Below are 20462 nucleotides of genomic sequence, written 5' to 3'. Positions count from 1 at the left end.
ATCGCCGTGCATGAAAGCGCCCGGTGCGAATAAACCCCAGAAGATCTAGGCCAGAACGACAGCGGTCACCGCCATCGTTCGGCCGAATTTCATTCAGCTGCCTCCAGATGCCCGTGCGGCTGGGCCTGCATTGCGGTCATACCCAGCTTCGCCAGCAGTGCGGCGTCCTTATCGTCCCCGGCATTCGCGGCCGTCAGCAGCTTGTCGCCGGTGAAGATGCTGTTCGCGCCCGCCATGAAGCAGAGCGCCTGGCACGCCTCGCTCATGCTTTCGCGACCCGCCGAGAGGCGCACCATCGACTGCGGCATGACGATCCGCGCCACCGCGACGGTGCGGACAAACTCCACCTCGTCGATCTTGGCGAGTGGCGTGTCCTTGAGCATGTCGCCCAGCACGGTCCCGGCCACAGGTACAAGTGCATTGATCGGCACGCTTTCGGGATGCGGCATGGTGGCGAGCGCGTGCAGGAAACCGATGCGATCCGAGCGCGTCTCACCCATGCCCACGATCCCGCCGCAACACACGTTGATGCCGGCGTCACGGACATTTTCCAGCGTTTCGATCCGGTCCTCGAAGGTCCGGGTGGTGATGACGTTGGCGTAATTTTCCGGCGAGGTGTCGATATTGTGATTGTAATAATCGAGCCCGGCATCCGCCAACTGCTTGGCCTGATCGGACGAGAGCATCCCCAGCGTCATGCAGGTTTCCATGCCCATCTGGCGCACGCCCTTCACCATTTCGATGAGCTTGGGCATGTCCCTTTCCTTGGGATTGCGCCACGCAGCACCCATGCAGAACCGGCCGGACCCATGATCCTTCGCCTGCGCCGCCGCCTGAAGCACGGCCTGAACGTCCATCAGCTTGGTGGCTTTCAGGCCGCTTTCCGCCTCAGTGGATTGACTGCAATAGCCGCAATCCTCTGGACAGCCGCCGGTCTTGATCGACAGCAGCGTCGAAAGCTGTACCTCATTGCGCGGGAAATTCGCACGATGGATCGACTGCGCCTCGAACATCAGGTCGTTGAAGGGCAGGTCGAACAGCGCGGCGATCTCGTCGCGGGTCCAGTCGGTGCGGGGAGTGATCTGGTTCAAGCGGCTTCCTCCAGCCCCGCCGGGGGCATGTTGTGGCCGAGGAGGCGCAGCACATCGGCGGCGCACTCCACGACATTGGAGCCCGGTCCATAAATGCCCTGCACGCCCGCGTCACGAAGGAAGTCATAATCCTGCGGGGGAATGACCCCGCCGGCGATCACCTTGATGTCGCTGCGCCCCTTCTCCCGAAGCTGCTTGATAAGTTCGGGGATGAGCGTCTTGTGCCCCGCCGCAAGGCTGGACGCGCCGACGACGTCAACGCCGCTATCAAGCGCCAGCACCACCGTTTCCTCCGGTGTTTGGAACAACGGCCCCGACACGACGTCGAAACCCATGTCGCCAAAAGCGGATGCAATAACATTGGCGCCCCGGTCGTGGCCGTCCTGTCCCATCTTGGCGATGAGCAATTTCGGCTTGCGGCCGAGGCGCCGCTCGACGGCCTGCACACCGTCAAGAACCTGTTTCCAGCGGCTATCCTGCGCATAAGGCTCCGCATAGACGCCCTTCACCGGCGTCGGCACGGTGCCATAGCGATCGAAGCTGGCCTCCATCGCAGAGGAGATTTCGCCCAGCGTCGCCCGCGCCCGCGCGGCTTCGACGGCATGGGCGAGCAGATTATTCTCGATAGACTGCGGACCGGCAGCGGCCTTGCGCAGCGCTTCCAGCGCGGCCTCGCAGGCTTCCTCGTCCCGCTCCGCCTTGACCCGGTTGATACGGGTGATCTGCGCTTCACGAACCTTGCTGTTATCGACTTCCAGCGTTTCCAGCAGGTCTTCGTTGGCGAGCCGGTATTTGTTGACGCCGACGATGACGTCATCGCCCCTATCGACGCGCGCCTGACGAGCAGCCGCCGCCGTCTCGATCATCGCCTTGGGCCATCCCGCCGCCACAGCCTTGGCCATGCCGCCTTCAGACTCGACCCGGTCGATGATTTCCTGCGCGGCATCGACCAGCTGCTGGGTCAGCGCCTCGACATAGTAAGAGCCGCCGAGCGGATCGACCACCTTGGTCATCCCGGTCTCTTCCTGGATGACGATCTGCGTGTTACGCGCGATGCGAGCAGAAAAGTCGGTCGGAAGGGCAATTGCCTCGTCCAGCGCGTTGGTGTGCAGCGACTGCGTGCCGCCCAGCATCGCGGCCATCGCCTCGATCGTCGTGCGCATGACATTGTTGTACGGATCCTGCTCCGTCAGCGACACGCCCGAAGTCTGACAGTGCGTCCGCAACATCTTGGACCGCTCGTCCTGCGCACCCAGCTTCGTCATGGCCCGATGCCACAGCACGCGGGCCGCGCGCAGCTTTGCAATTTCCATGAAGAAATTCATGCCGATCGCGAAAAAGAAGCTCAGACGCCCGGCGAACTTGTCGATGTCGAGGCCCGAGGCCACGCCGTACTTCACATACTCCATGCCATCGGCAATGGTGAAAGCCAGTTCCTGCACCTGCGTCGCGCCGGCTTCCTGCATATGATAGCCGGAAATGGAGATGCTGTTGAACTTGGGCATCTCGCGGCTGGTATAGCCGAAAATGTCGGAGATGATCCGCATGCTCGGTTCAGGCGGGTAGATATAGGTGTTACGGACCATGAACTCCTTCAGGATGTCGTTCTGAATGGTCCCATCGAGCAGCTTGCGATCAACCCCCTGCTCTTCGCCCGCAACGATGAAGAAGGCGAGGATGGGGATGACCGCGCCGTTCATGGTCATGGAAACCGACATCTGATCGAGCGGAATACCGTCGAACAGGATCTTCATGTCCTCGATCGTGTCGATCGCCACGCCTGCCTTGCCGACGTCGCCGACCACGCGCGGATGATCGCTGTCATAGCCGCGATGGGTGGCAAGGTCGAAAGCAACGCTCAGCCCCTTCTGCCCCGCAGCCAGGTTGCGGCGATAGAAGGCGTTCGACTCTTCGGCGGTGGAGAAACCTGCATATTGCCGGATGGTCCAGGGGCGGCCCGCATACATGGACGCCCTAACGCCGCGCGTAAAAGGTGCGAAGCCGGGCAGGCCGGGATCGACGGTCACATCCTCGGCCGTATATAGCGGCTTGACGGTAATCCCCTCCGGGGTTTCCCAGTTGAGATCCTTGCCCTTCACTTCCTTGGCGGCGGCGGCGGCCCACTGATCCAGCGTCGGCTTCTCGGTCATATCAATGTGCGCCCTCTTTCGGCGTTTCCATGATTTCGGTGAGCACCCCATTCATGTCCTTAGGGTGCACGAAGAAGATCAACGTGCCATGCGCCCCGATGCGCGGTTCGCCGAGCACCTTCTTGCCCAAGCCTTCAAACCACGCCTTGGCCACATGAATGTCGGGCACTTCATAGCACATATGATGCTGTCCGCCCGCCGGGTTCTTGGCGATGAAGCCATGGATCGGGCTGTTCTCGCCCAAAGGCTCGATCAGTTCGATCTGCGTGCCCGCAGTGCCATTTTCACCGGGAGTATCGACGAAACACACTTTCACGCCCTGCGCAGGCAGGTCGAAAGGCTGATGCGTGATCGTCGCGCCCATCACGTCGCGATAATAGGCGATGCTGGATTCCAGCGAAGGCGTCGCGACGCCAATATGGTTGAGACGGCCGAGTTTCATGGCTGCCTTCTCCTCAAAGGGGAATGTTGTCGTGCTTCTTCCACGGATTTTCCAGCGCCTTGTTGCGCAGCTTGCGCAGGCCCAGGGCAATCCGCTTGCGGGTCGAATGCGGCTGGATCACTTCGTCGATGAAGCCCTTGCTCGCTGCGACGAACGGGTTGGCGAAGCGGTCCTCATATTCCTTCGTGCGATCCGCGATCTCTTCGGATGTCTTGCCGCGGAAGATGATCTCGACCGCGCCCTTGGCTCCCATCACCGCGATCTCGGCAGTCGGCCATGCATAGTTGAGGTCGCCGCGCAGATGCTTGGAGGACATAACGTCGTAGGCGCCGCCATAGGCCTTGCGCGTGATGACGGTGATCTTCGGAACGGTCGCTTCGGCGTAAGCGAAGAGCAGCTTGGCGCCATGCTTGATGATGCCCGAATGCTCCTGCGCGGTGCCCGGCAGGAAGCCCGGCACATCGACGAAGGTGACGATAGGAATTTCGAAAGCGTCGCAAAAGCGAACGAAGCGCCCGGCTTTCTTTGAGGAATTGATGTCCAGCACGCCCGCCAGCACCATAGGCTGGTTGGCGATGATGCCGACCGTCTTACCCTCGATCCGGCCGAAGCCGCAGATGATGTTGCCCGCGTGCGCCGGCTGCACCTCGAAAAAGTCGCCTTCGTCGATCACCTTTCGGATCAATTCATGCATGTCGTAAGGCTGGTTGGCATTGGCTGGGACCAACGTATCCAGGCTCTCTTCAATCCTGTCCCAGGCGTCCGCGCTCGGCCGCTCAGGCACCAGCTCCTTGTTCGACGCAGGCAGGAAATCAACGAAGTCACGAACCGCCAGCAGCGCCTCAATGTCATTTTCGAACGCCAGATCGGCAACGCCAGACTTGGTGGTGTGCGTAATCGCCCCGCCAAGTTCTTCCTGCGTGACGATCTCGTTCGTAACGGTCTTCACAACGTCCGGCCCGGTCACGAACATGAAGCTTGAATCCTTCACCATGAAGATGAAGTCAGTCATCGCTGGCGAGTAGACCGCGCCGCCAGCGCACGGACCCATGATCACGCTGATCTGCGGCACCACGCCCGACGCCAGCACGTTGCGCTGGAAGATTTCGGCATAGCCTGCGAGCGAGGCAACGCCTTCCTGAATGCGGGCGCCCCCCGAATCGTTGAGGCCGATCACGGGCGCGCCGACCTTCATCGCCATGTCCATGATCTTGCAGATCTTCATCGCGTGCCGTTCCGACACCGCGCCGCCATAGACGGTGAAGTCCTGGCTGAAAACGAAGACCAGGCGACCGTTGATCGTGCCCGATCCAGTGACCACGCCGTCGCCCGGAATATGCTGTTCGTCCATGCCGAAATCGACGCAGTTATGCTCGACATACATATCGACTTCTTCAAAGCTGTCCTCATCGAGCAGCACTTCAAGCCGCTCACGCGCCGTCAGCTTGCCTTTGGCATGCTGCGCGTCGATGCGGCGCTGGCCACCGCCCAGGCGCGCGGCTTCGCGCTTGGCTTCCAGCTGTTCGATAATGGCGAGCTTCGACATATTAAAATCTCTCCGGGAACGACACGGATGGCTACATCTGCCCCTTCCCCTTCTTTCGTTCTTTTCGCAAATGCAAATTTGCCAATTTGCAAATCACCATTTCGCAAATTATGGGCGGAACATGGCACGAGGCAATCGCATTTTCGCAGGTCAGCGGCTCCGGCAACTCCGCCTGGACCACCGGATGGACCAGGCTACGATGGCGCAGGCGCTTGGCATTTCCGTCTCCTATCTGAGCCAGCTTGAGAATGACGACCGCCCGCTGACCGCCAAGGTGAAGGCTGCCTTGGCCAGCGCCTTTCCAACCGACTGGGCAAGTTTCGACAGCCGGGAAGAGGAGCAGCTCCTCGGCGCCTTTACCTTCGCGCTTGCCCACCCGGAACTGCCCGGCGCGCCGATGGAGCCGGAGCGGATTGAAAAGCTGCACCTGCAATTCCCAGAATTTGCGGCCCGCTATATCGACCTTTACAACGCCCATATGCGCGCGAACGAGCGCATCAACATGATCGAGGAAGCGATCGCCAACGACCATGAAGTGCAGGCCCGCCTCCCGTGGGAAGCGGCGCGCGACTGGTTTCATGAGGCGGGCAACTATGTCCACGCGCTCGATTGCCTGGCCGAGGACATGGCGAAGAGCTTTACCGCCGGACAGGCGCTGGATGAAGGCATGCTGGTCGAGGCGCTGGCGCGGCGGCATGGCATCGAAACGCTGATCGCCGATACGCCGGACTCCGCCCTGCGCTCTTATTCATCAAGCGACCGTAGAGTGTTCATTAACGCCGCGCTTCCGACGGAGAGCCGCAAATTCATGTTGTCCCACCAGCTGATGATGCTGGAAGGGCAGGCCGTCATCGCCGATGTCGTCAACCGCGCCGCCCTGCCGGTAGAGGGGGCGGATCGCCTTCTGACTGTCGGGCTTGGTAATTATGCCGCAGGCGCGCTGTTGATGCCGTACGCCGAATTTCGCGACGCCGCCCGCGCGGTGCGGCATGACATCGACCGTCTCGCGCGCCGTTTCGGGGTCAGCTTCGAACAGGCCTGCCATCGCCTGTCCACTCTTCAACGGCCAGGGCTGCGCGGCATTCCCTTTTTCTTCTGCCGCGTCGACATGGCGGGCAACATCACCAAACGGCACAGCGCCACGCGTCTGCAATTTGCGCGCTTCGGCGGCGCATGCCCCTTGTGGAACGTGCATGAGGCAGTAGCCATTCCGGACCGGATCAACGTCCAGCTCGGGGAGACGCCCGACGGCGTACGCTATGTCTCCATGGCAAAGGGACTGGTAAAGCCCTCTGGCAGCTATTCACGCACTCCGCGCCGTTATGCTGTCGTACTGGGTTGCGAAGTCGCCCACGCCGCGAACTTCGTCTATGCCGACGGATTGCAACTGGAAATGGAAGGTGCGGCCACCCCGATCGGCATCACCTGCCGCCTCTGTTCACGGCAGGGATGCGATCAGCGTGCCTTTCCGCCCGCCGACCGCCCCATCCGCGTCGATCCGGATAATCGGCAGATTGTCCCCTACTGGATAGGATGAACCGCAGACGGCCAGTCCCAGTTTGCGGAAACTGGCCCTGTTGCTCGTTTGAGCGAGGGCTTAGGCTGAATAGATGGATAACGGCATTTTTCTCGACACGGGCATTTCCGCAGACCTTTCGCGCGGCGGATTTGCGCGCGTCGGCGGAAATGAGATGCGCGATATTGTCGGCGTCGACGGCGCGGCGTGGGCTCTTTTTTCGGACAGTTGGAATGATCTCGGCCCCGACCTCTATATGGCGGATGGGGGACGCTATCGGCGGCGGCGACATGCCGCCTTCCGCTGCGAGCAGGGCCATTTCGCGCGCAAACCGCACCAGCCCCATTATCAGAGCCGCGACTATAATCCCCTGAACGGAGACGTGCAGCGCTGGTTCGATGCCGTGCATCAGCAGGTGGTCGATAACCCTGTGATGCGGGCGATCTTTACCTTTTGCGCACAAATCTTTGACGCAGACGGCGCTCAGCCGTGGCATGTCGAGATGCACCAGTTCCGCATCGAAACGCAGCAGGACCATGTGGGTCGCCCCACCCCGGAGGGCCTGCACCGCGACGGCGTGGACTGGGTGTTCGTAATGCTGGTCGAGCGCCGCAACGTACGCGAGGGCGTGACCCGCATCGGGTCGCCCGATGGCGAACCGCTGGGCGAATTCACCCTTGCCCGGCCGGGCGATGCGGTGCTGATTGACGACCACCGGATTCTGCACGGCGTCACCGAAATCCACGCCGTCGATCCAGACCATCCTGCCTGGCGCGATGCGCTGGTGGTCACCTTTGCCAAGGGTGGATAGCGGGCAACCCGGCCCGCCCACGCTTATTTCAGCAAGACCAGCTCTTCCGCCATGCTCGGATGGAGGGCGACCGTATCGTCGAACTGCTGCTTGGTAAGCCCGGCCTTCACCGCGATCGCCGCCGCCTGCAAAATCTCCGGTGCGTCAGGCCCGATCATGTGCAGCCCCACCACGCGATTGGTCGTCGCATCCACCACCATCTTGTAGAGCGCCCGCTCATCGCGTCCGGCCAGCACATTCTTCATCGGCCGGAAGTCGGACGTATAGACCTTGACCGTGCCCAGCGTGTTTTTCGCCTGCGCCTCGGTCAGGCCCACCCCGGCGAGCGGCGGATGGCTGAACACCGCGGAAGGCACGCAGTCATAATCCACCGTCCGTGGGTTGCCGCCAAATATCGTGTCGGCAAAGGCATGCCCTTCACGAATTGCAACGGGCGTCAGTTGCAACCGGTTGGTGACATCGCCCACCGCATAGATGCTCTCGCAGCTGGTCCGGCTATAGTCATCAACCTTGATGGCGCCCTGTTCGTCCAGTTCCACGCCCGCGCTCTCCAGGCCAAGCCCTTCGACATGCGGCCGGCGACCTGTCGCGAACATGACCGTGTCGCAAGGGATCGGATCGCCATCGGCAAAATGCACGCACAGCGTCCCGTCCTCATTCTTTTCGATGCGGTCCATCTTCGCATTGAAGCGGAAGACGATGCCCTTCATCGTAGATATCTGCATCAGCCGATCGCGGATCTGCTCATCATAACCGCGCAGCAGCGTGCCCGATCGGTTGACGATCGTCACATGGCTGCCGAACTCGTTGAAGATACCCGCAAATTCATTGGCGATATAGCCTCCGCCCACGATGACGATCCGCCTGGGCCGGTCCTCCAGATGAAAGGCTTCATTCGACGTGATGCCATGCTCCGCGCCCTCGATTTCGGGGATGACGGGCCAGGCGCCGGTCGCAATCAGGATATATTTCGCGCTGACCTCTCGCCCGCTCGCCAGCCTCACTTTGTGCGGACCGATAACGGTCGCGCGTTCGGGGATCAGGTCAACCTTATGACTGGACAGCGTATTTCGGTAGAGCCCCTCCAGCCGGTCCACATCCGCCAGCACATTGTCGCGCAGCACCTTCCATTCGAAATCGCAATCCGGGACGTTCCAGCCGAACCGCCGAGCATCCTTCAGATCCTCGGCAAAATGCGCGCCGTAGATCAGCAGTTTCTTTGGCACACACCCGCGAATGACGCAGGTGCCGCCAACCCGATATTCTTCGGCTACGGCGACTCTCGCACCATGCGCCGCGGCGACGCGCGATGCACGAACGCCGCCGGAACCTGCGCCGATGACGAAAAGGTCGAAATCATAATCGCTCATGCTGCCTCCGCTGGGATGAGCCGGGATATGGCCTCAGACCGACGGAGTTACAAACGGGAAAACGATCGTGCACCAAGTTCACGCAAAGGCCGACCCAGTCCGCGCCAATGATGCTCAGACAGCGCCCAGCGCCAACTCGATCAACGCCATGGTCGAAGGATCAAAGCCTTTCGCTCCCTCGGTCTCGATCGATTTCGCGATCTCCTTGCCCAACTCCACCCCGAACTGGTCGAAAGGATTGATCCCCATCAACACGGCATTGGCAAAGGTCCGATGTTCGTAAAAGGCGATCAGCGCCCCCAGGGCGTCCGGCGTCACATCATCCAGCAGGATCGTCGTGGAAGGCCGGTTGCCGGGATAGGCGCGAGCAGGATCGGCATCATTGTCCTTCCCTTGCATCAACGCCGCGCCCTGCGCGAAGCAGTTTACCAGCAACGCCCGGTGATGTGCGGGGTCGAGGGCGTGCCCCGGTTCGATTGAAGCAACGAACTCGACGGGCGCCAGAACCGTGCCCTGGTGCAGCAACTGGAACACCGCGTGCTGCGCGTCCGTCCCTACCCCACCCCAGGTGATCGGCGCGGTCGGCCCATCGACCGGCCTTCCATCGCGCGTCACGCTCTTGCCGTTGCTCTCCATCTCCAGCTGTTGGAGATAGGATGGGAGCAGCCTCAACCGCTCATCATAGGCGAACAGCGCGCGAGTCTGGCAACCCAGCACCCGCGCATAATATTGATCGACGAAGGCCGCGATCAGCGGCGCGTTCTGTGCAGGCGCAGACAGACGGAAGTGCCGGTCCATTGCCGCCGCGCCCTCCAGCAGGCTCTCGAACGCGTCCCATCCCAGCGCGAGCGCTGCCGGAAAACCGATCGACGACCAGAGCGAATAGCGGCCGCCCACGCTTTCGGCGAAGGGCAGGATGCGCGTCTCATCCACGCCCCATTCGATCGCCTTTTCAGGGCTGGCCGTCAGTGCGATGACTTTGCCATAGGGATCTTCGACACCCGCCTCGACCAGCCAGTTGATGGCGCTAGCCGCGTTCAGCATCGTTTCAGTTGTCGTAAACGTCTTGGACGCAACGGCGACCAGGGTTGCTTCGGGATCGAAGCGCGCCATAGCCCGTTCCAGGGCAGTGCCATCGACATTGGACACGATCGCAACGTCATAGCGCCCGCCATCGTCTCCCAGCGCATCGATGATCAGGTTCGGGCCAAGCGCTGAACCACCGATGCCGATATGCAATATGTGCCGGATCGGCCCCAGCGCCTCTCCCTCGATCGCATCGATCAGCGCACGCATCCGCGCGTGCAGCATCTTGGCGCGCGACACGCTTTCCGCATTGCCTTGCCCACGTTCGGCGGGATGCTCGGCAGCGCGGCCTTCACTGCTGTTGATTGGCTCGCCCGCGAAGAACGCATCGCGCCACCTCGCGAAGTCCATCTCTTCCGCCAGTTTCAGAAACCCGTCCAGCATCGCGCTCGTCAGATGCGTCTTGGACCAGTCGAAACGCAGCGGTCCCTGGGTCAGCGTAAACTTGCTCAGCCGGCTCGGGTCGGCCGCAAAGGCAGACTTCAATTCGATCTGTGGGATGGCGGCGATCGCCTCCAGTGCAGGGCTGGACATGAAAAGGTAGATCCTCTTTTTCCGTTAATGGATATCGGCGCTGCACTTGCCGATTCTTCCCTCTCTTACTCAAGCGTAACGGCCAATGCACCGTTGCACGCGCTTGACGGCAGGTTTCCAACACAGCAAAAGCCGCAGCGGCCTGTTTTCAAGGCAAATCGAAGGACTGACGAGCAGGCATGAGCGCAAAATCCGAAACGCGGGACTTCATCTGGTTTCTCGCAAAGCTGGCGGTGTTCGTCTTCATTTTGCGAAGCTTCATCGTGTCCCCGTTCAATATTCCGTCTGAATCGATGCAGCCCCGCCTGCTGATCGGGGACTATCTGCTGGTTGCGAAATGGCCCTATGGCTATTCGCGCTATTCGCTGCCCTTCAACCTGCCGCTCATTCCGGGGCGTATCCTGGCATCCACGCCGCAACGCGGGGACGTCGTGGTGTTCAAAGCGCCGCCAAGCCAGAAGAATGACTATATCAAACGGGTCATCGGGCTGCCGGGCGACATGATCTCCGTTCGTGGCGGCGCCGTGTACCTGAACGGCCAGGCAATCCCCAGGCAAAAGGTCGCCGATCTGGTCATCCCGGTCATGCCCAACATGCTGGGCGCCGCCGCGAAGGAGGGCAGCCCCTCCCCCTGCTACCGCACGGAATTTGAGGAAGATGCGCCCGGCGGTGGCCGTCAGTGCCGCTATCCGCAATATCGCGAAACCCTGCCTGGCGGCAAAAGCTACAATGTGCTCGACCTCGTGCCCGACGGCGCAGCCGACGACCGCGACACGATGCTGGTGCCCGAAGGCCATCTTTTCATGATGGGCGACAATCGGGACCGCAGCGCCGACAGCCGCTTCCCTGCGGTCGAAGGCGGGGGCATAGGCCTCGTGCCGGAAGAGAATCTGGTGGGCAAGGCCATGATCTCGGTATTTTCGACCGATGGCAGCGCAAACTGGTTGCTGCCCTGGACATGGTTCACAGCCGCGCGCTGGAACCGCATCGGGGAAGGTTTTTGACGAAGCCCGACACATCTGGCTGGCTCGCCAGATTGATCGGGCGAGCGCCTAAGGATTCTGCGCCCTTCCATCAGGCGCTGACCCATGGCAGCGCAAATGCCGCCAATTATGAACGGCTCGAATTTCTGGGTGACCGTGTCCTGGGGCTGATCATGGCGGAGTGGGTCTATGAACGCTTCGCCGGAGAACCGGAGGGCAAGCTTTCCCGCCGTTTCAATGCGCTGGTTTCGGGCGAGACCTGCGCCGAAATAGCGCGCTCGGCGGGCGTTCCTACACATGTCATCCTTGGCAAGCAGGCCCGCGACGATGGCGCGACCGACAGCGATAATGTGCTGGGCGACGTCATGGAGGCGTTGATCGGCGCACTTTATCTGGAAGCCGGGCTGGACGAGGCACGCGCCCTCGTCCGCCGACTTTGGGACAGCCGCGTCGACACGCAGGAAAGCGCCCCCAAGCATCCCAAATCGACCCTCCAGGAATGGGCGGCGGCCAACCGCCGCAAGCCTCCCGAATATGTGCTGACGGATCGTTCCGGCCCCCACCACGCATTACGCTTTACGGTGACGGTATCAATCAAGGGCGCCGGGGAAGCGAGTGCATCGGGCGGGTCGAAGCAGGAAGCTGAAACGGCGGCGGCCAAGGCGCTGCTGGACAAACTGGACAGCTGAGCCTGTCCCACCGACCCATTTTGCATTAAGAAGAAAATCCCTGCGAAAAAGGCGGGGCTGAACGGAGTTTTGTTTGACGATTGATCCTGAATCCCAACGCTGTGGCGTCGTCGCCATCGTCGGCGCGCCCAATGCGGGCAAATCGACTCTGGTAAATGCGCTTGTCGGCCAAAAGGTAGCCATCACCAGCCCCAAGGCGCAGACCACTCGCACCCGGGTCATGGGCGTGGCGATTGAAGGCGACACGCAGATGGTGCTGGTCGACACCCCCGGCATCTTCGCGCCGAAGCGGAGGCTGGACCGCGCCATGGTGCAGGCCGCGTGGGGCGGCGCGCAGGGCGCGGACCTGATCGCGCTGATCGTCGATGGCAAGGCTGGTCTGGGATCGAAGATGGAGCCGATAATCTCCGCTCTGGCATCCCGGCCGGAGAAGAAATGGCTGATCCTCAACAAGGTCGATATCGCCATAAAGGAAAAGCTGCTCGTCCACACCGAGCGGCTTTATGAGCGGCTGGACATTGCCGAGACATTTTTCGTCAGCGCCGCGACCGGCGATGGCCTGCCCGAACTCAAGACCGCCTTCGCCAACGCGATGCCTGAAGGACCGTGGCATTTCCCCGAGGATCAGGTTTCCGATGCCACCGACCGGATGCTGGCGGCAGAAATCACGCGCGAACAACTCTATCATCAGCTACACGCCGAACTGCCCTACGCCACCGCCGTCGATACCGAACAATATAAGGAACGCGAGGACGGGTCGGTGGAAATCCACCAGCAGATCCTCGTCGGCCGCCCCACCCAGCGTGCGATCGTGCTGGGCAAGGGCGGGCAACGGCTCAAGGAAATCGGGTCAAAGGCCCGCGCCGAACTGGCGAGCCTGCTCGGCGTAAAGGTTCACCTCTACCTCCACGTCAAGGTGAAGGAAGATTGGGAGGACGATCGGTTCATCTACCGCGATATCGGCCTGGACTGGGTGGAGTAGCCTCGGCCCACCAAATCGAGCCGACCCACTCCCGTTCGGGCTGAGCCTGTCCAAGCCCTTCGCTTCTTGTTGAACAAGAGGCTTCGACGTCGCTCAGCCGGAACGGGTTTCGCGCTACTCCGCCGCCGCTTTCTTCTTCGCCGGAGCCTTCTTGGCCGCAGGTTTCTTTGCCGCAGCCTTTTTAGCCGGCGCCTTCTTTTTTCCCTTCTTCGCCGGAGCCGCCGCAGCCCGCGCGTCGATCAGCTGCGCGGCTTCCTCCAGCGTCAACGCGTCCTGCTCGATCGTCTTGGGCAGTGTCGCATTAGTCGTCCCGTCAGTGACATATGGGCCATAGCGCCCTTCCATCAGCTTGATCTCAGCTTCGGTCCGAGGATGCTTGCCCAGCACCTTCAAAGGTTCACGGGATGCGCCGCGCCCGCCCTTGTTCGCCGCCTCGGCCAGCTTCACAACGGCACTGTTCATGCCCACCTCGAAAATCTCCGCGGTGGAAGACAGCCGACCATATTTGCCATCATGCAGCAGATAGGGCCCGAAACGCCCGATATTCGCAACGATCGGCTTGCCGGTTTCCGGATGAAGCCCGACCTCTCGTGGCAGGCTCAGCAGCTTCACCGCCCAGTCCAGCGTCAATTCGCCGTCCGGCAGGTCTTTGGGAATGGAACCGCGCTTTGCTTCCTTGCCCTCGCCCATCTCTATGTAGGGGCCGAAGCGACCCGATTTTTTCGTGATGTCCAGCCCGGTTTCGGGATGCTTGCCCAACACTTCGGGTCCTGTATCCTCGCCATCCTTGCCGCCAGGCTGGCCGAACTTCCGGGTAAATTTACACTCGGGATAATTGGAGCAGGCGATAAACGCACCGAACCGGCCACCTCGCAGCGACAACTGCCCGTCACCGCACAGGGGGCAGGCACGCGGATTGCTGCCGTCCGCCTTGGGCGGGAAAAGCATCGGTTCCAGGAACTTGTCCAATTCGGCGGTGATGTCCGAAGGCTTCTGCTCCATGACTTCGGCCGTCTTGGGCTTGAAATCGCGCCAAAAGGCTTCCAGCACCGCCTGCCACTGGGCGCGGCCCCCGGAAATCTCGTCCAGTTCGTCTTCCAGTCCTGCGGTGAAGTCGTAAGATACATAGCGCTCGAAGAACCGCTCCAGGAAAGCCGTCACCAGCCGCCCGCTCTCCTCAGCGAAAAACCGGTTCTTCTCGATCCGCACATAATCGCGGTCTTTCAGCACCTGCAGCGTGGAGGCGTAGGTGGACGGGCGTCCGATCCCCAATTCCTCCAGCTTCTTCACCAGGCTGGCTTCCGAATAGCGCGGCGGCGGCTGGGTGAAATGCTGCTCCGCCATCACCTTCTTTTTCGCCGGAGCGTCGCCCGCGTTCAGACGCGGCAGCAGTTTGCTGTCATCATCCTCCGCATCGTCGCGCCCCTCCTCATAGAGCGCCAGGAAGCCCGGAAAGATCACCACCTGCCCCGTGGCCCGCAATGCATGCTGCCCTGTGCCATCGACCATATCTACGGTCGTCCGTTCCAACCGCGCCGAAGCCATCTGGCTCGCCAGCGCACGCTTGAAAATCAGGTCGTAAAGACGCGCATGATCGCCGCTGCCCACCTTGTCCCGCGAAAATTCAGTGGGACGGATGGCTTCATGCGCTTCCTGCGCATTCTTGGCCTTGGTTTGATACTGGCGCGGCTTTTCGGGCAGATAGCCGCCATCATAGCGCTCCGCGATCGCCTTTCGCGCGGCGGAGATGGCGCTGCCATCCATCTGCACGCCGTCGGTACGCATGTAGGTGATCGCGCCGTCCTCATAGAGCTGTTGCGCGACCCGCATGGTGTGGCTGGCCGAGAATCCCAGCTTGCGCGCAGCCTCCTGCTGAAGCGTCGATGTCGTGAATGGCGGCGGAGGATTGCGCGAAACCGGCTTGGTTTCCACCTTCTCGACGGTGAAGCGTCCGGCTTCCACGTCCGCCTTCGCGGCCATGGCGTCGCCTTCCTTGCCGATGGTCAGGCGCTCGATCTTCTCGCCCTTCCAACGGACAAGACGCGCGGTAAAGCTTTGGCCGCCCTGCTCCATCTCCGCCGCAACCGACCAATATTCCTGGGCCACGAAACTTTCGATCTCGCGCTCGCGCTCCACCACCAGGCGCAGCGCCACCGATTGCACGCGCCCTGCCGATTTCGCGCCCGGAAGCTTGCGCCACAGCACCGGCGACAGGGTGAAGCCCACCAGATAGTCGAGTGCCCGGCGCGCCCGATAGGCGTCGATCAGATCTTCATCCAGCGAACGCGGCTTGGCCATGGCCTCCAGCACCGCCGCCTTGGTGATCGCATTGAACGTCACGCGATCGACTGTCGCCGGCAGCGCCTTCTTCGCACGCAGCACTTCCTGCACATGCCAGCTGATCGCCTCGCCCTCGCGGTCAGGGTCAGTCGCCAGGATCAGACGCGTCGCCTTCTTGGCCTCATCCGCAATGGCCTTGAGCTGCTTGCCCTTGTCGCCATAATTCTCCCACTGCATGGCAAAGCCATCGTCGGGGTCCACCGAACCGTCCTTCGCGGGCAGGTCGCGGATGTGACCATAGCTGGCGAGAACGTGGAAATCCCCGCCCAGATATTTCTCGATGGTCTTCGCCTTGGCCGGCGATTCAACGATGACAAGCTGCATTCATGCCCCGGTTATTTGAGTGCTCTCACGTACACGCGCGAGTCTGGAAGGCGTTTGCGGTCCCCGTCAAGGCCATCAGGACAAACTCACCCGGCCGCCCGCATGGCGTTCCAGGCGGCCTGCCAGCTCCAGCTCCAGCAGCACCGTCTGCACGATCGCCGGACTCAGCATGGAAAGTCGGATGATTTCATCGACGGGCACAGCGGAATGGCCGAGCAGGCCCGACACGATGTCCCGGTCCGCGCCCGCCACATCCGACGAGACGGGTTCTCCGTCAAAGCCCGAACGCCCTTGCCGGACCATTCGGCCGTCTATCCCGCCGATCGCCTCGACCACGTCCGCGCCATTCTGCACCAGCGTAGCGCCATCGCGGATCAACTGGTTACAGCCCTGCGCCCTGGGGTCCGCAGGCGAGCCGGGCACCGCCATCACCTCACGCCCGGCATCCGCCGCCAGCCGCGCGGTGATCAGCGACCCCGACCGTGGCGCTGCCTCCACCACGACCGTACCAGCGGCCAGCCCCGCGATGATCCTGTTCCGCGCAGGGAAATGGCGGGCCAGGGGCTGCGTCCCCGGAGGATGTTCGGTGACCAACAGCCCTTCTGCTGCAATCTGTTCCTGCAACACCTCATTCTCCGGCGGAAAAACGATATCGATGCCGCAAGCAATGACAGCGATGGTTCCGGTCGCGACCGATCCCTGATGCGCCGCCGTATCGATGCCGCGCGCCAGACCGGATACGACGACCGCGCCTTGCTGACCAAGCTCCTGCGAAAGCGTGCGGGCGAAGCGACAGGCCGCAGCCGACGCGTTTCGCGCGCCCACCAGGGCGACGCACTGCCGCGCCGCCAGGCCCGCGTCTCCACGCACGATCAGCGCGGGGGGAGCCGCCTCCATCTGGTCCAGCAAAAATGGATAGTCCTTGTCGCCCATCAGCAGATAGCGCGCACCAAGTGATCGGCTCCGCGCGATCTCCTTCTCAACCACGCCTGCATCCGCAACACTCGCCTTGCCGCCGCCTCGCGCGGCGAGTTCCGGCACCGCCCGCAACGCCTCGCCCGCCTTGCCGAAACGCGCGATCAGATGCCGGAAAGTGACCGGCCCGATACGGGGCGAACGGATCAGACGGAGGCGATCGAATCGCTCCTGTTCGCTCACCCTTTGGCCGCCCCGATCTTGGGCTCCTCGCCCTTGGCCAGCCTGGCGATGTTCGCCCGGTGCCGCCACAGCAGGATCAGCGCCAGCCCCAATGTCACCGGCGCCAGGTCGATCCGTCCCATGAACAACAGCGCCACCGGCGCGCTGATGCCAGCCGCCATGCCGCCAACAGACGACCATTTCGTACCGAACAGCGCGCCCAGCCAGACCAGGGCAAAGACGATGCCCGCAGGCCAATACAGCGCGCTCACCACGCCCATCATTGTCGCAACGCCCTTGCCCCCTGCAAAACGCAACCAGACCGGATAACAGTGGCCGATAAAGGCCATTGCGCCCGCCATCGGCCCTCCGCCATCGACCAGCGCCGCACCGATCAGCACCGCCGCCGCGCCCTTGAGCAGATCAAGCAGCAGCGTCGCCGCCGCCAGCCCCTTGCGCCCGGTTCGCAACACGTTGGTTGCGCCGATATTCCCCGACCCGATCTTGCGCAGATCCCCCGCCCCGGTGAATCGCGTCAGCAACAGGCCGAAGGGGACGGAACCCAGCAGATAGGATATCAGCAGGACGAAAGCGGGAAGTAGCCAGGCAGGTGTCATGATCTCGCCGAATTGATTGCGCGCGGACAATAGCGTTCCGGCGCTGATGGGCAATGCCAAAGGCGAAATCCGGCTTTGCGAGCGGCTGCCAACTCTTGCCTGTTGCCGTGCGCCTTTCCACGGCTATAGTCTGGGTCAAAATGGTCGCCCCCGCAAATGCCCCAGAATGTGCATGTGAATCAGAATAGCGCCAACGAGCAGAAACGCGCGAGCGAACGCCACCGCAGGCTGCTCAAGGCGCAGATGATTCACCCCCGTCATGGCAAGATCGATATTGTCGTACGTGATGTTTCGGCCCAGGGGATCGGCGGCAAATGCCAGCTTGATCTTGTTGCCGGAGAAGCCGTCACCATCTGCCTGCCCACGCATGATCCGGTTGCAGGCCGGATTGCATGGTGCGCAAAGCGGTCTTTCGGGGTCAAGCTGGACGATGGCGTCGATCCTGCCGAGGTGCGGATTTCGTCGGATTCCGGGGCGGAACCTTATCAAGCGCCTGAACGCGCTCAACCTGCCGGCGACTTCAAACGGCCCGGATTTGGACGGAACAGGGGCCGCTGAACCAGCATGGCCCGACCCGAGGCCCTGTTGACAGCCCTTCCTCCTGCCGCGACATGTGCGCCACAATGAAAGTCGCATCATCCGCACCATTGCTCTTTTTCGATTCCGGGGTCGGCGGCCTCTCCATCCTTGGTCCGTCCCGTGCAGCCCTGCCCAACGCCCCTGTCGTCTACGCTGCCGATAGCGCCGGATTTCCCTATGGCACAAAGAGCGAGGCGGAGATTGCGGCCCGCGTGCCCGCCTTGCTTGGTCGCCTGGTCGAACGGTTCCGGCCGCGGTTGGCGGTAATCGCCTGTAACACAGCCTCGACCATCGCCCTCTCGGCCGTCCGCGCCGCGCTCGACATTCCGGTGGTCGGCACCGTGCCCGCGATCAAGCCCGCTGCCTTGCTGTCCAAAAGCCGGGTGTTTGGCGTCCTTGGCACCGACGCGACCGTGCGGCAGCCCTATGTGGATCGCTTGACGGCAGAGTTCGGGGCCGACTGCACTGTTCTGCGCCATGGCTCCGCTGCGCTCGTCCAACTCGCCGAATCCAAGTTGCGCGGCGAAGCGCTAGACCCGAAAATCGCCCGCGACGCCCTGGCGGGTCTGATCGACCAGTCTGGCGGCGACCGCATGGACACGGTCGTCCTTGCCTGCACGCATTTCCCGCTGGTGGAAGCAGAACTGATGGCCGCCGCTTCCCAGCCGCTCAAATTCGTCCATGGCGGCGATGGAATTGCCCGCCGCATCGCCTACCTCACGCAGGGCCAGAACTGGCCTGCGTCCAGTCCTCCAGGAAAGGCGGTATTCACCCGCCTCGACAACAGCGTGGCGTCGCTCGCCCCGGCGCTTGCCGAGTTCGGCCTTACACAGATGGAAGCGCTGTGAAGAGGTGGGACCTTTAGTCCAGTCCCAATTTCCTCTATCATCATGATAGGTATTTCTCCCTAGCGCTGCGAACGGTTATCGCTGGTAATAGGCGGCCGTAGCAGGTAAATGCCCCGAAATAAGGGGATGCGGGTCACAAGGGATTGGGCGTTCAGTGAACTACAAGCATATCTTCGCGCAGGCGATTGATCGGCTCCATAGCGAAGGCCGGTATCGCGTGTTCATCGATATATTGCGGAACAAGGGCGCTTTTCCGAACGCGCGCTGCTTCCACGGCCATAATGGCCCCAAGCCGATCACCGTCTGGTGCTCCAATGATTATCTCGCCATGGGCCAGCATCCCAAGGTGGTGGCCGCGATGGAGGAAGCGCTCCATGACGTCGGGGCAGGTTCGGGCGGCACCCGCAACATCGGCGGCAACACCCATTATCATGTCGACCTGGAGGCGGAACTGGCCGACCTGCATGGTAAGGAAGCAGCGCTGCTCTTCACATCGGGCTATGTCTCGAACGAAGCGACGCTCTCCACCCTTGCCAAGCTGCTGCCCGGCTGCATCGTCTTTTCCGACGAGCTTAACCACGCCTCCATGATCGCGGGCATCCGCAATTCGGGCTGCGAAAAGCGCGTGTTCCGTCATAATGACGTCGATCACCTTCGCGAACTGCTCGCTGCCGAAGATCCCGAAACGCCCAAGCTGATCGCCTTTGAAAGCGTCTATTCGATGGACGGCGACATCGCCCCCATCGCCGCGATCTGCGATCTCGCCGACGAATTCAACGCGCTCACCTATCTGGACGAGGTCCATGCGGTCGGCATGTATGGCGCGCGTGGCGGCGGCATTTCCGAACGGGACGAAGTCGCCCATCGCCTGACCATTGTCGAAGGCACGCTGGGCAAGGCGTTCGGCGTCATGGGCGGCTATATCGCGGCCGACCAGATGATCGTCGATGTCATCCGCAGCTATGCGCCCGGCTTCATCTTCACCACTTCGCTTTCGCCCGTGCTGGTCGCAGGCGTGCTGGCGAGCGTGCGCCACCTCAAGGGCTCCAGCGAGGAACGCGAGGGCCAGCAGGCCGCCGCCACGACCCTCAAGCGCTTGATGGCCGACGCCGGCCTGCCGGTCATGCCGTCGGTCACGCACATCGTCCCGCTGATGGTCGGCGACCCGGTCAAGGCCAAGCGGATCAGCGACATATTGCTGGCCGAATATGGCGCCTATGTGCAGCCCATCAACTATCCCACCGTGCCGCGCGGCACGGAACGGTTGCGCTTCACCCCCGGCCCGGCACATAGCGAGGATATGATGCGCAACCTGGTTCGGGCGCTGGTGGAAATCTGGGATCGGCTGGAATTGGATATCCGCAAGGCCGCCTGAGATTATCGGGATGGCCACCGCCTCCTGAAAATCAAACCGGGC

General features: G+C 62.2%; 17 protein-coding genes. 8 read left to right on the top strand and 9 right to left on the bottom strand.

Going from position 1 to position 20462, the window contains the following annotated elements:
• Positions 1–89: 89 nt before the first annotated feature.
• From bioB to B6S01_RS01465, 4 genes are read right to left on the bottom strand one after another with little or no spacing between them, the layout of a single operon-like run.
• Complete coding sequence (bioB, locus tag B6S01_RS01480; RefSeq protein ID WP_037468643.1) at positions 90–1091, bottom strand: biotin synthase BioB; 1002 nt, start codon at positions 1089–1091, stop codon at positions 90–92.
• Positions 1088–3241 carry a methylmalonyl-CoA mutase gene (gene scpA, locus B6S01_RS01475; RefSeq protein WP_037468641.1) on the bottom strand — a complete coding sequence of 718 codons (2154 nt, stop codon included), beginning with the start codon at positions 3239–3241 and terminating at the stop codon, positions 1088–1090. The genes bioB and scpA overlap by 4 nt, the downstream gene beginning before the upstream one ends.
• A 1-nt stretch (position 3242) precedes the next feature.
• Positions 3243–3683, bottom strand: coding sequence for a methylmalonyl-CoA epimerase (gene mce, locus B6S01_RS01470; RefSeq protein ID WP_037468639.1), 441 nt, complete (start codon positions 3681–3683; stop codon positions 3243–3245).
• A gap of 13 nt (positions 3684–3696) precedes the next feature.
• A complete protein-coding gene (locus B6S01_RS01465; RefSeq protein WP_037468637.1) occupies positions 3697–5229 on the bottom strand; it encodes an acyl-CoA carboxylase subunit beta in 1533 nt (510 codons plus the stop codon).
• 121 nt (positions 5230–5350) lie between these two features.
• Here B6S01_RS01465 and B6S01_RS01460 point away from each other — a divergent pair, with 121 nt between their 5' ends.
• Together B6S01_RS01460 and B6S01_RS01455 are read left to right on the top strand one after the other, a co-directional pair.
• Entirely contained in the window at positions 5351–6766 is a 1416-nt protein-coding gene (locus B6S01_RS01460; RefSeq protein WP_037468742.1) for a helix-turn-helix domain-containing protein, read from the top strand.
• A 73-nt stretch (positions 6767–6839) separates the two neighbouring features.
• Positions 6840–7556: a 2OG-Fe dioxygenase family protein gene (locus B6S01_RS01455; RefSeq protein ID WP_037468635.1), complete on the top strand. Its 717-nt coding sequence runs from the start codon at positions 6840–6842 to the stop codon at positions 7554–7556.
• Positions 7557–7579: 23 nt separating this feature from the next.
• On the opposite strand, the gene gorA is transcribed toward B6S01_RS01455, so the two are convergent.
• Together gorA and pgi are read right to left on the bottom strand one after the other, a co-directional pair.
• Complete coding sequence (gene gorA / locus B6S01_RS01450; RefSeq protein WP_037468633.1) at positions 7580–8926, bottom strand: glutathione-disulfide reductase; 1347 nt, start codon at positions 8924–8926, stop codon at positions 7580–7582.
• Between the two features lie 114 nt (positions 8927–9040).
• Positions 9041–10546, bottom strand: coding sequence for a glucose-6-phosphate isomerase (gene pgi, locus B6S01_RS01445; RefSeq protein ID WP_037468631.1), 1506 nt, complete (start codon positions 10544–10546; stop codon positions 9041–9043).
• A 179-nt stretch (positions 10547–10725) separates the two neighbouring features.
• On the opposite strand from pgi, the gene lepB reads away from it, so the two are divergent.
• From lepB to era, 3 genes are all read left to right on the top strand, one after another.
• A complete protein-coding gene (gene lepB, locus B6S01_RS01440; protein WP_037468629.1) occupies positions 10726–11550 on the top strand; it encodes a signal peptidase I in 825 nt (274 codons plus the stop codon).
• Positions 11505–12218 (top strand): ribonuclease III, encoded by a 714-nt coding sequence (gene rnc / locus B6S01_RS01435; RefSeq protein ID WP_051908563.1) that lies wholly within the window; start codon positions 11505–11507, stop codon positions 12216–12218. Before lepB ends, rnc begins: the two co-directional genes overlap by 46 nt.
• A gap of 73 nt (positions 12219–12291) precedes the next feature.
• Complete coding sequence (gene era, locus B6S01_RS01430; protein ID WP_037468627.1) at positions 12292–13200, top strand: GTPase Era; 909 nt, start codon at positions 12292–12294, stop codon at positions 13198–13200.
• Positions 13201–13314: 114 nt separating this feature from the next.
• Here era and topA read toward each other — a convergent pair whose 3' ends face one another.
• The 3 genes from topA to plsY all read right to left on the bottom strand — a co-directional run bounded on the left by topA (position 13315) and on the right by plsY (position 17618).
• Positions 13315–15864, bottom strand: a complete 2550-nt coding sequence (gene topA, locus B6S01_RS01425; RefSeq protein ID WP_037468625.1) for a type I DNA topoisomerase — start codon at positions 15862–15864, stop codon at positions 13315–13317.
• A 75-nt stretch (positions 15865–15939) separates the two neighbouring features.
• Positions 15940–17022 carry a DNA-processing protein DprA gene (gene dprA / locus B6S01_RS01420; protein ID WP_037468624.1) on the bottom strand — a complete coding sequence of 361 codons (1083 nt, stop codon included), beginning with the start codon at positions 17020–17022 and terminating at the stop codon, positions 15940–15942.
• Positions 17019–17618, bottom strand: a complete 600-nt coding sequence (gene plsY, locus B6S01_RS01415; RefSeq protein WP_037468739.1) for a glycerol-3-phosphate 1-O-acyltransferase PlsY — start codon at positions 17616–17618, stop codon at positions 17019–17021. Before plsY ends, dprA begins: the two co-directional genes overlap by 4 nt.
• A gap of 156 nt (positions 17619–17774) precedes the next feature.
• Between plsY and B6S01_RS01410 the strand changes: the two genes are divergently transcribed.
• The 3 genes from B6S01_RS01410 (at position 17775) to hemA (ending at position 20420) form a co-directional block, all read left to right on the top strand.
• Positions 17775–18176: a PilZ domain-containing protein gene (locus tag B6S01_RS01410; protein WP_037468623.1), complete on the top strand. Its 402-nt coding sequence runs from the start codon at positions 17775–17777 to the stop codon at positions 18174–18176.
• Between the two features lie 65 nt (positions 18177–18241).
• Positions 18242–19045, top strand: a complete 804-nt coding sequence (murI, locus tag B6S01_RS01405; protein WP_037468622.1) for a glutamate racemase — start codon at positions 18242–18244, stop codon at positions 19043–19045.
• A gap of 154 nt (positions 19046–19199) precedes the next feature.
• On the top strand, positions 19200–20420 hold the full coding sequence (gene hemA, locus B6S01_RS01400) for a 5-aminolevulinate synthase (protein WP_037468620.1): 1221 nt from the start codon (positions 19200–19202) through the stop codon (positions 20418–20420).
• The last annotated feature ends 42 nt before the right edge of the window (positions 20421–20462 follow it).

The organism is Sphingobium herbicidovorans (assembly GCF_002080435.1).
GTDB classification, from domain to species: domain Bacteria; phylum Pseudomonadota; class Alphaproteobacteria; order Sphingomonadales; family Sphingomonadaceae; genus Sphingobium; species Sphingobium herbicidovorans.
Note: the sequence above shows the minus strand (reverse complement) of the source record. Positions and strands in the feature narration are given on the sequence as shown.

Excerpts from the sequence above, each read along its gene's own strand:
- scpA (WP_037468641.1), bottom strand. The coding sequence starts at position 3,241 with ATGACCGAGAAGCCGACGCTGGATCAGTGGGCCGCCGCCGCCGCCAAG.
- mce (WP_037468639.1), bottom strand. The coding sequence starts at position 3,683 with ATGAAACTCGGCCGTCTCAACCATATTGGCGTCGCGACGCCTTCGCTG.
- B6S01_RS01465 (WP_037468637.1), bottom strand. The coding sequence starts at position 5,229 with ATGTCGAAGCTCGCCATTATCGAACAGCTGGAAGCCAAGCGCGAAGCC.
- B6S01_RS01460 (WP_037468742.1), top strand. The coding sequence starts at position 5,351 with ATGGCACGAGGCAATCGCATTTTCGCAGGTCAGCGGCTCCGGCAACTC.
- B6S01_RS01455 (WP_037468635.1), top strand. The coding sequence starts at position 6,840 with ATGGATAACGGCATTTTTCTCGACACGGGCATTTCCGCAGACCTTTCG.
- gorA (WP_037468633.1), bottom strand. The coding sequence starts at position 8,926 with ATGAGCGATTATGATTTCGACCTTTTCGTCATCGGCGCAGGTTCCGGC.
- pgi (WP_037468631.1), bottom strand. The coding sequence starts at position 10,546 with ATGTCCAGCCCTGCACTGGAGGCGATCGCCGCCATCCCACAGATCGAA.
- lepB (WP_037468629.1), top strand. The coding sequence starts at position 10,726 with ATGAGCGCAAAATCCGAAACGCGGGACTTCATCTGGTTTCTCGCAAAG.
- rnc (WP_051908563.1), top strand. The coding sequence starts at position 11,505 with ATGGTTCACAGCCGCGCGCTGGAACCGCATCGGGGAAGGTTTTTGACG.
- topA (WP_037468625.1), bottom strand. The coding sequence starts at position 15,864 with ATGCAGCTTGTCATCGTTGAATCGCCGGCCAAGGCGAAGACCATCGAG.
- plsY (WP_037468739.1), bottom strand. The coding sequence starts at position 17,618 with ATGACACCTGCCTGGCTACTTCCCGCTTTCGTCCTGCTGATATCCTAT.
- B6S01_RS01410 (WP_037468623.1), top strand. The coding sequence starts at position 17,775 with ATGCCCCAGAATGTGCATGTGAATCAGAATAGCGCCAACGAGCAGAAA.
- murI (WP_037468622.1), top strand. The coding sequence starts at position 18,242 with ATGAAAGTCGCATCATCCGCACCATTGCTCTTTTTCGATTCCGGGGTC.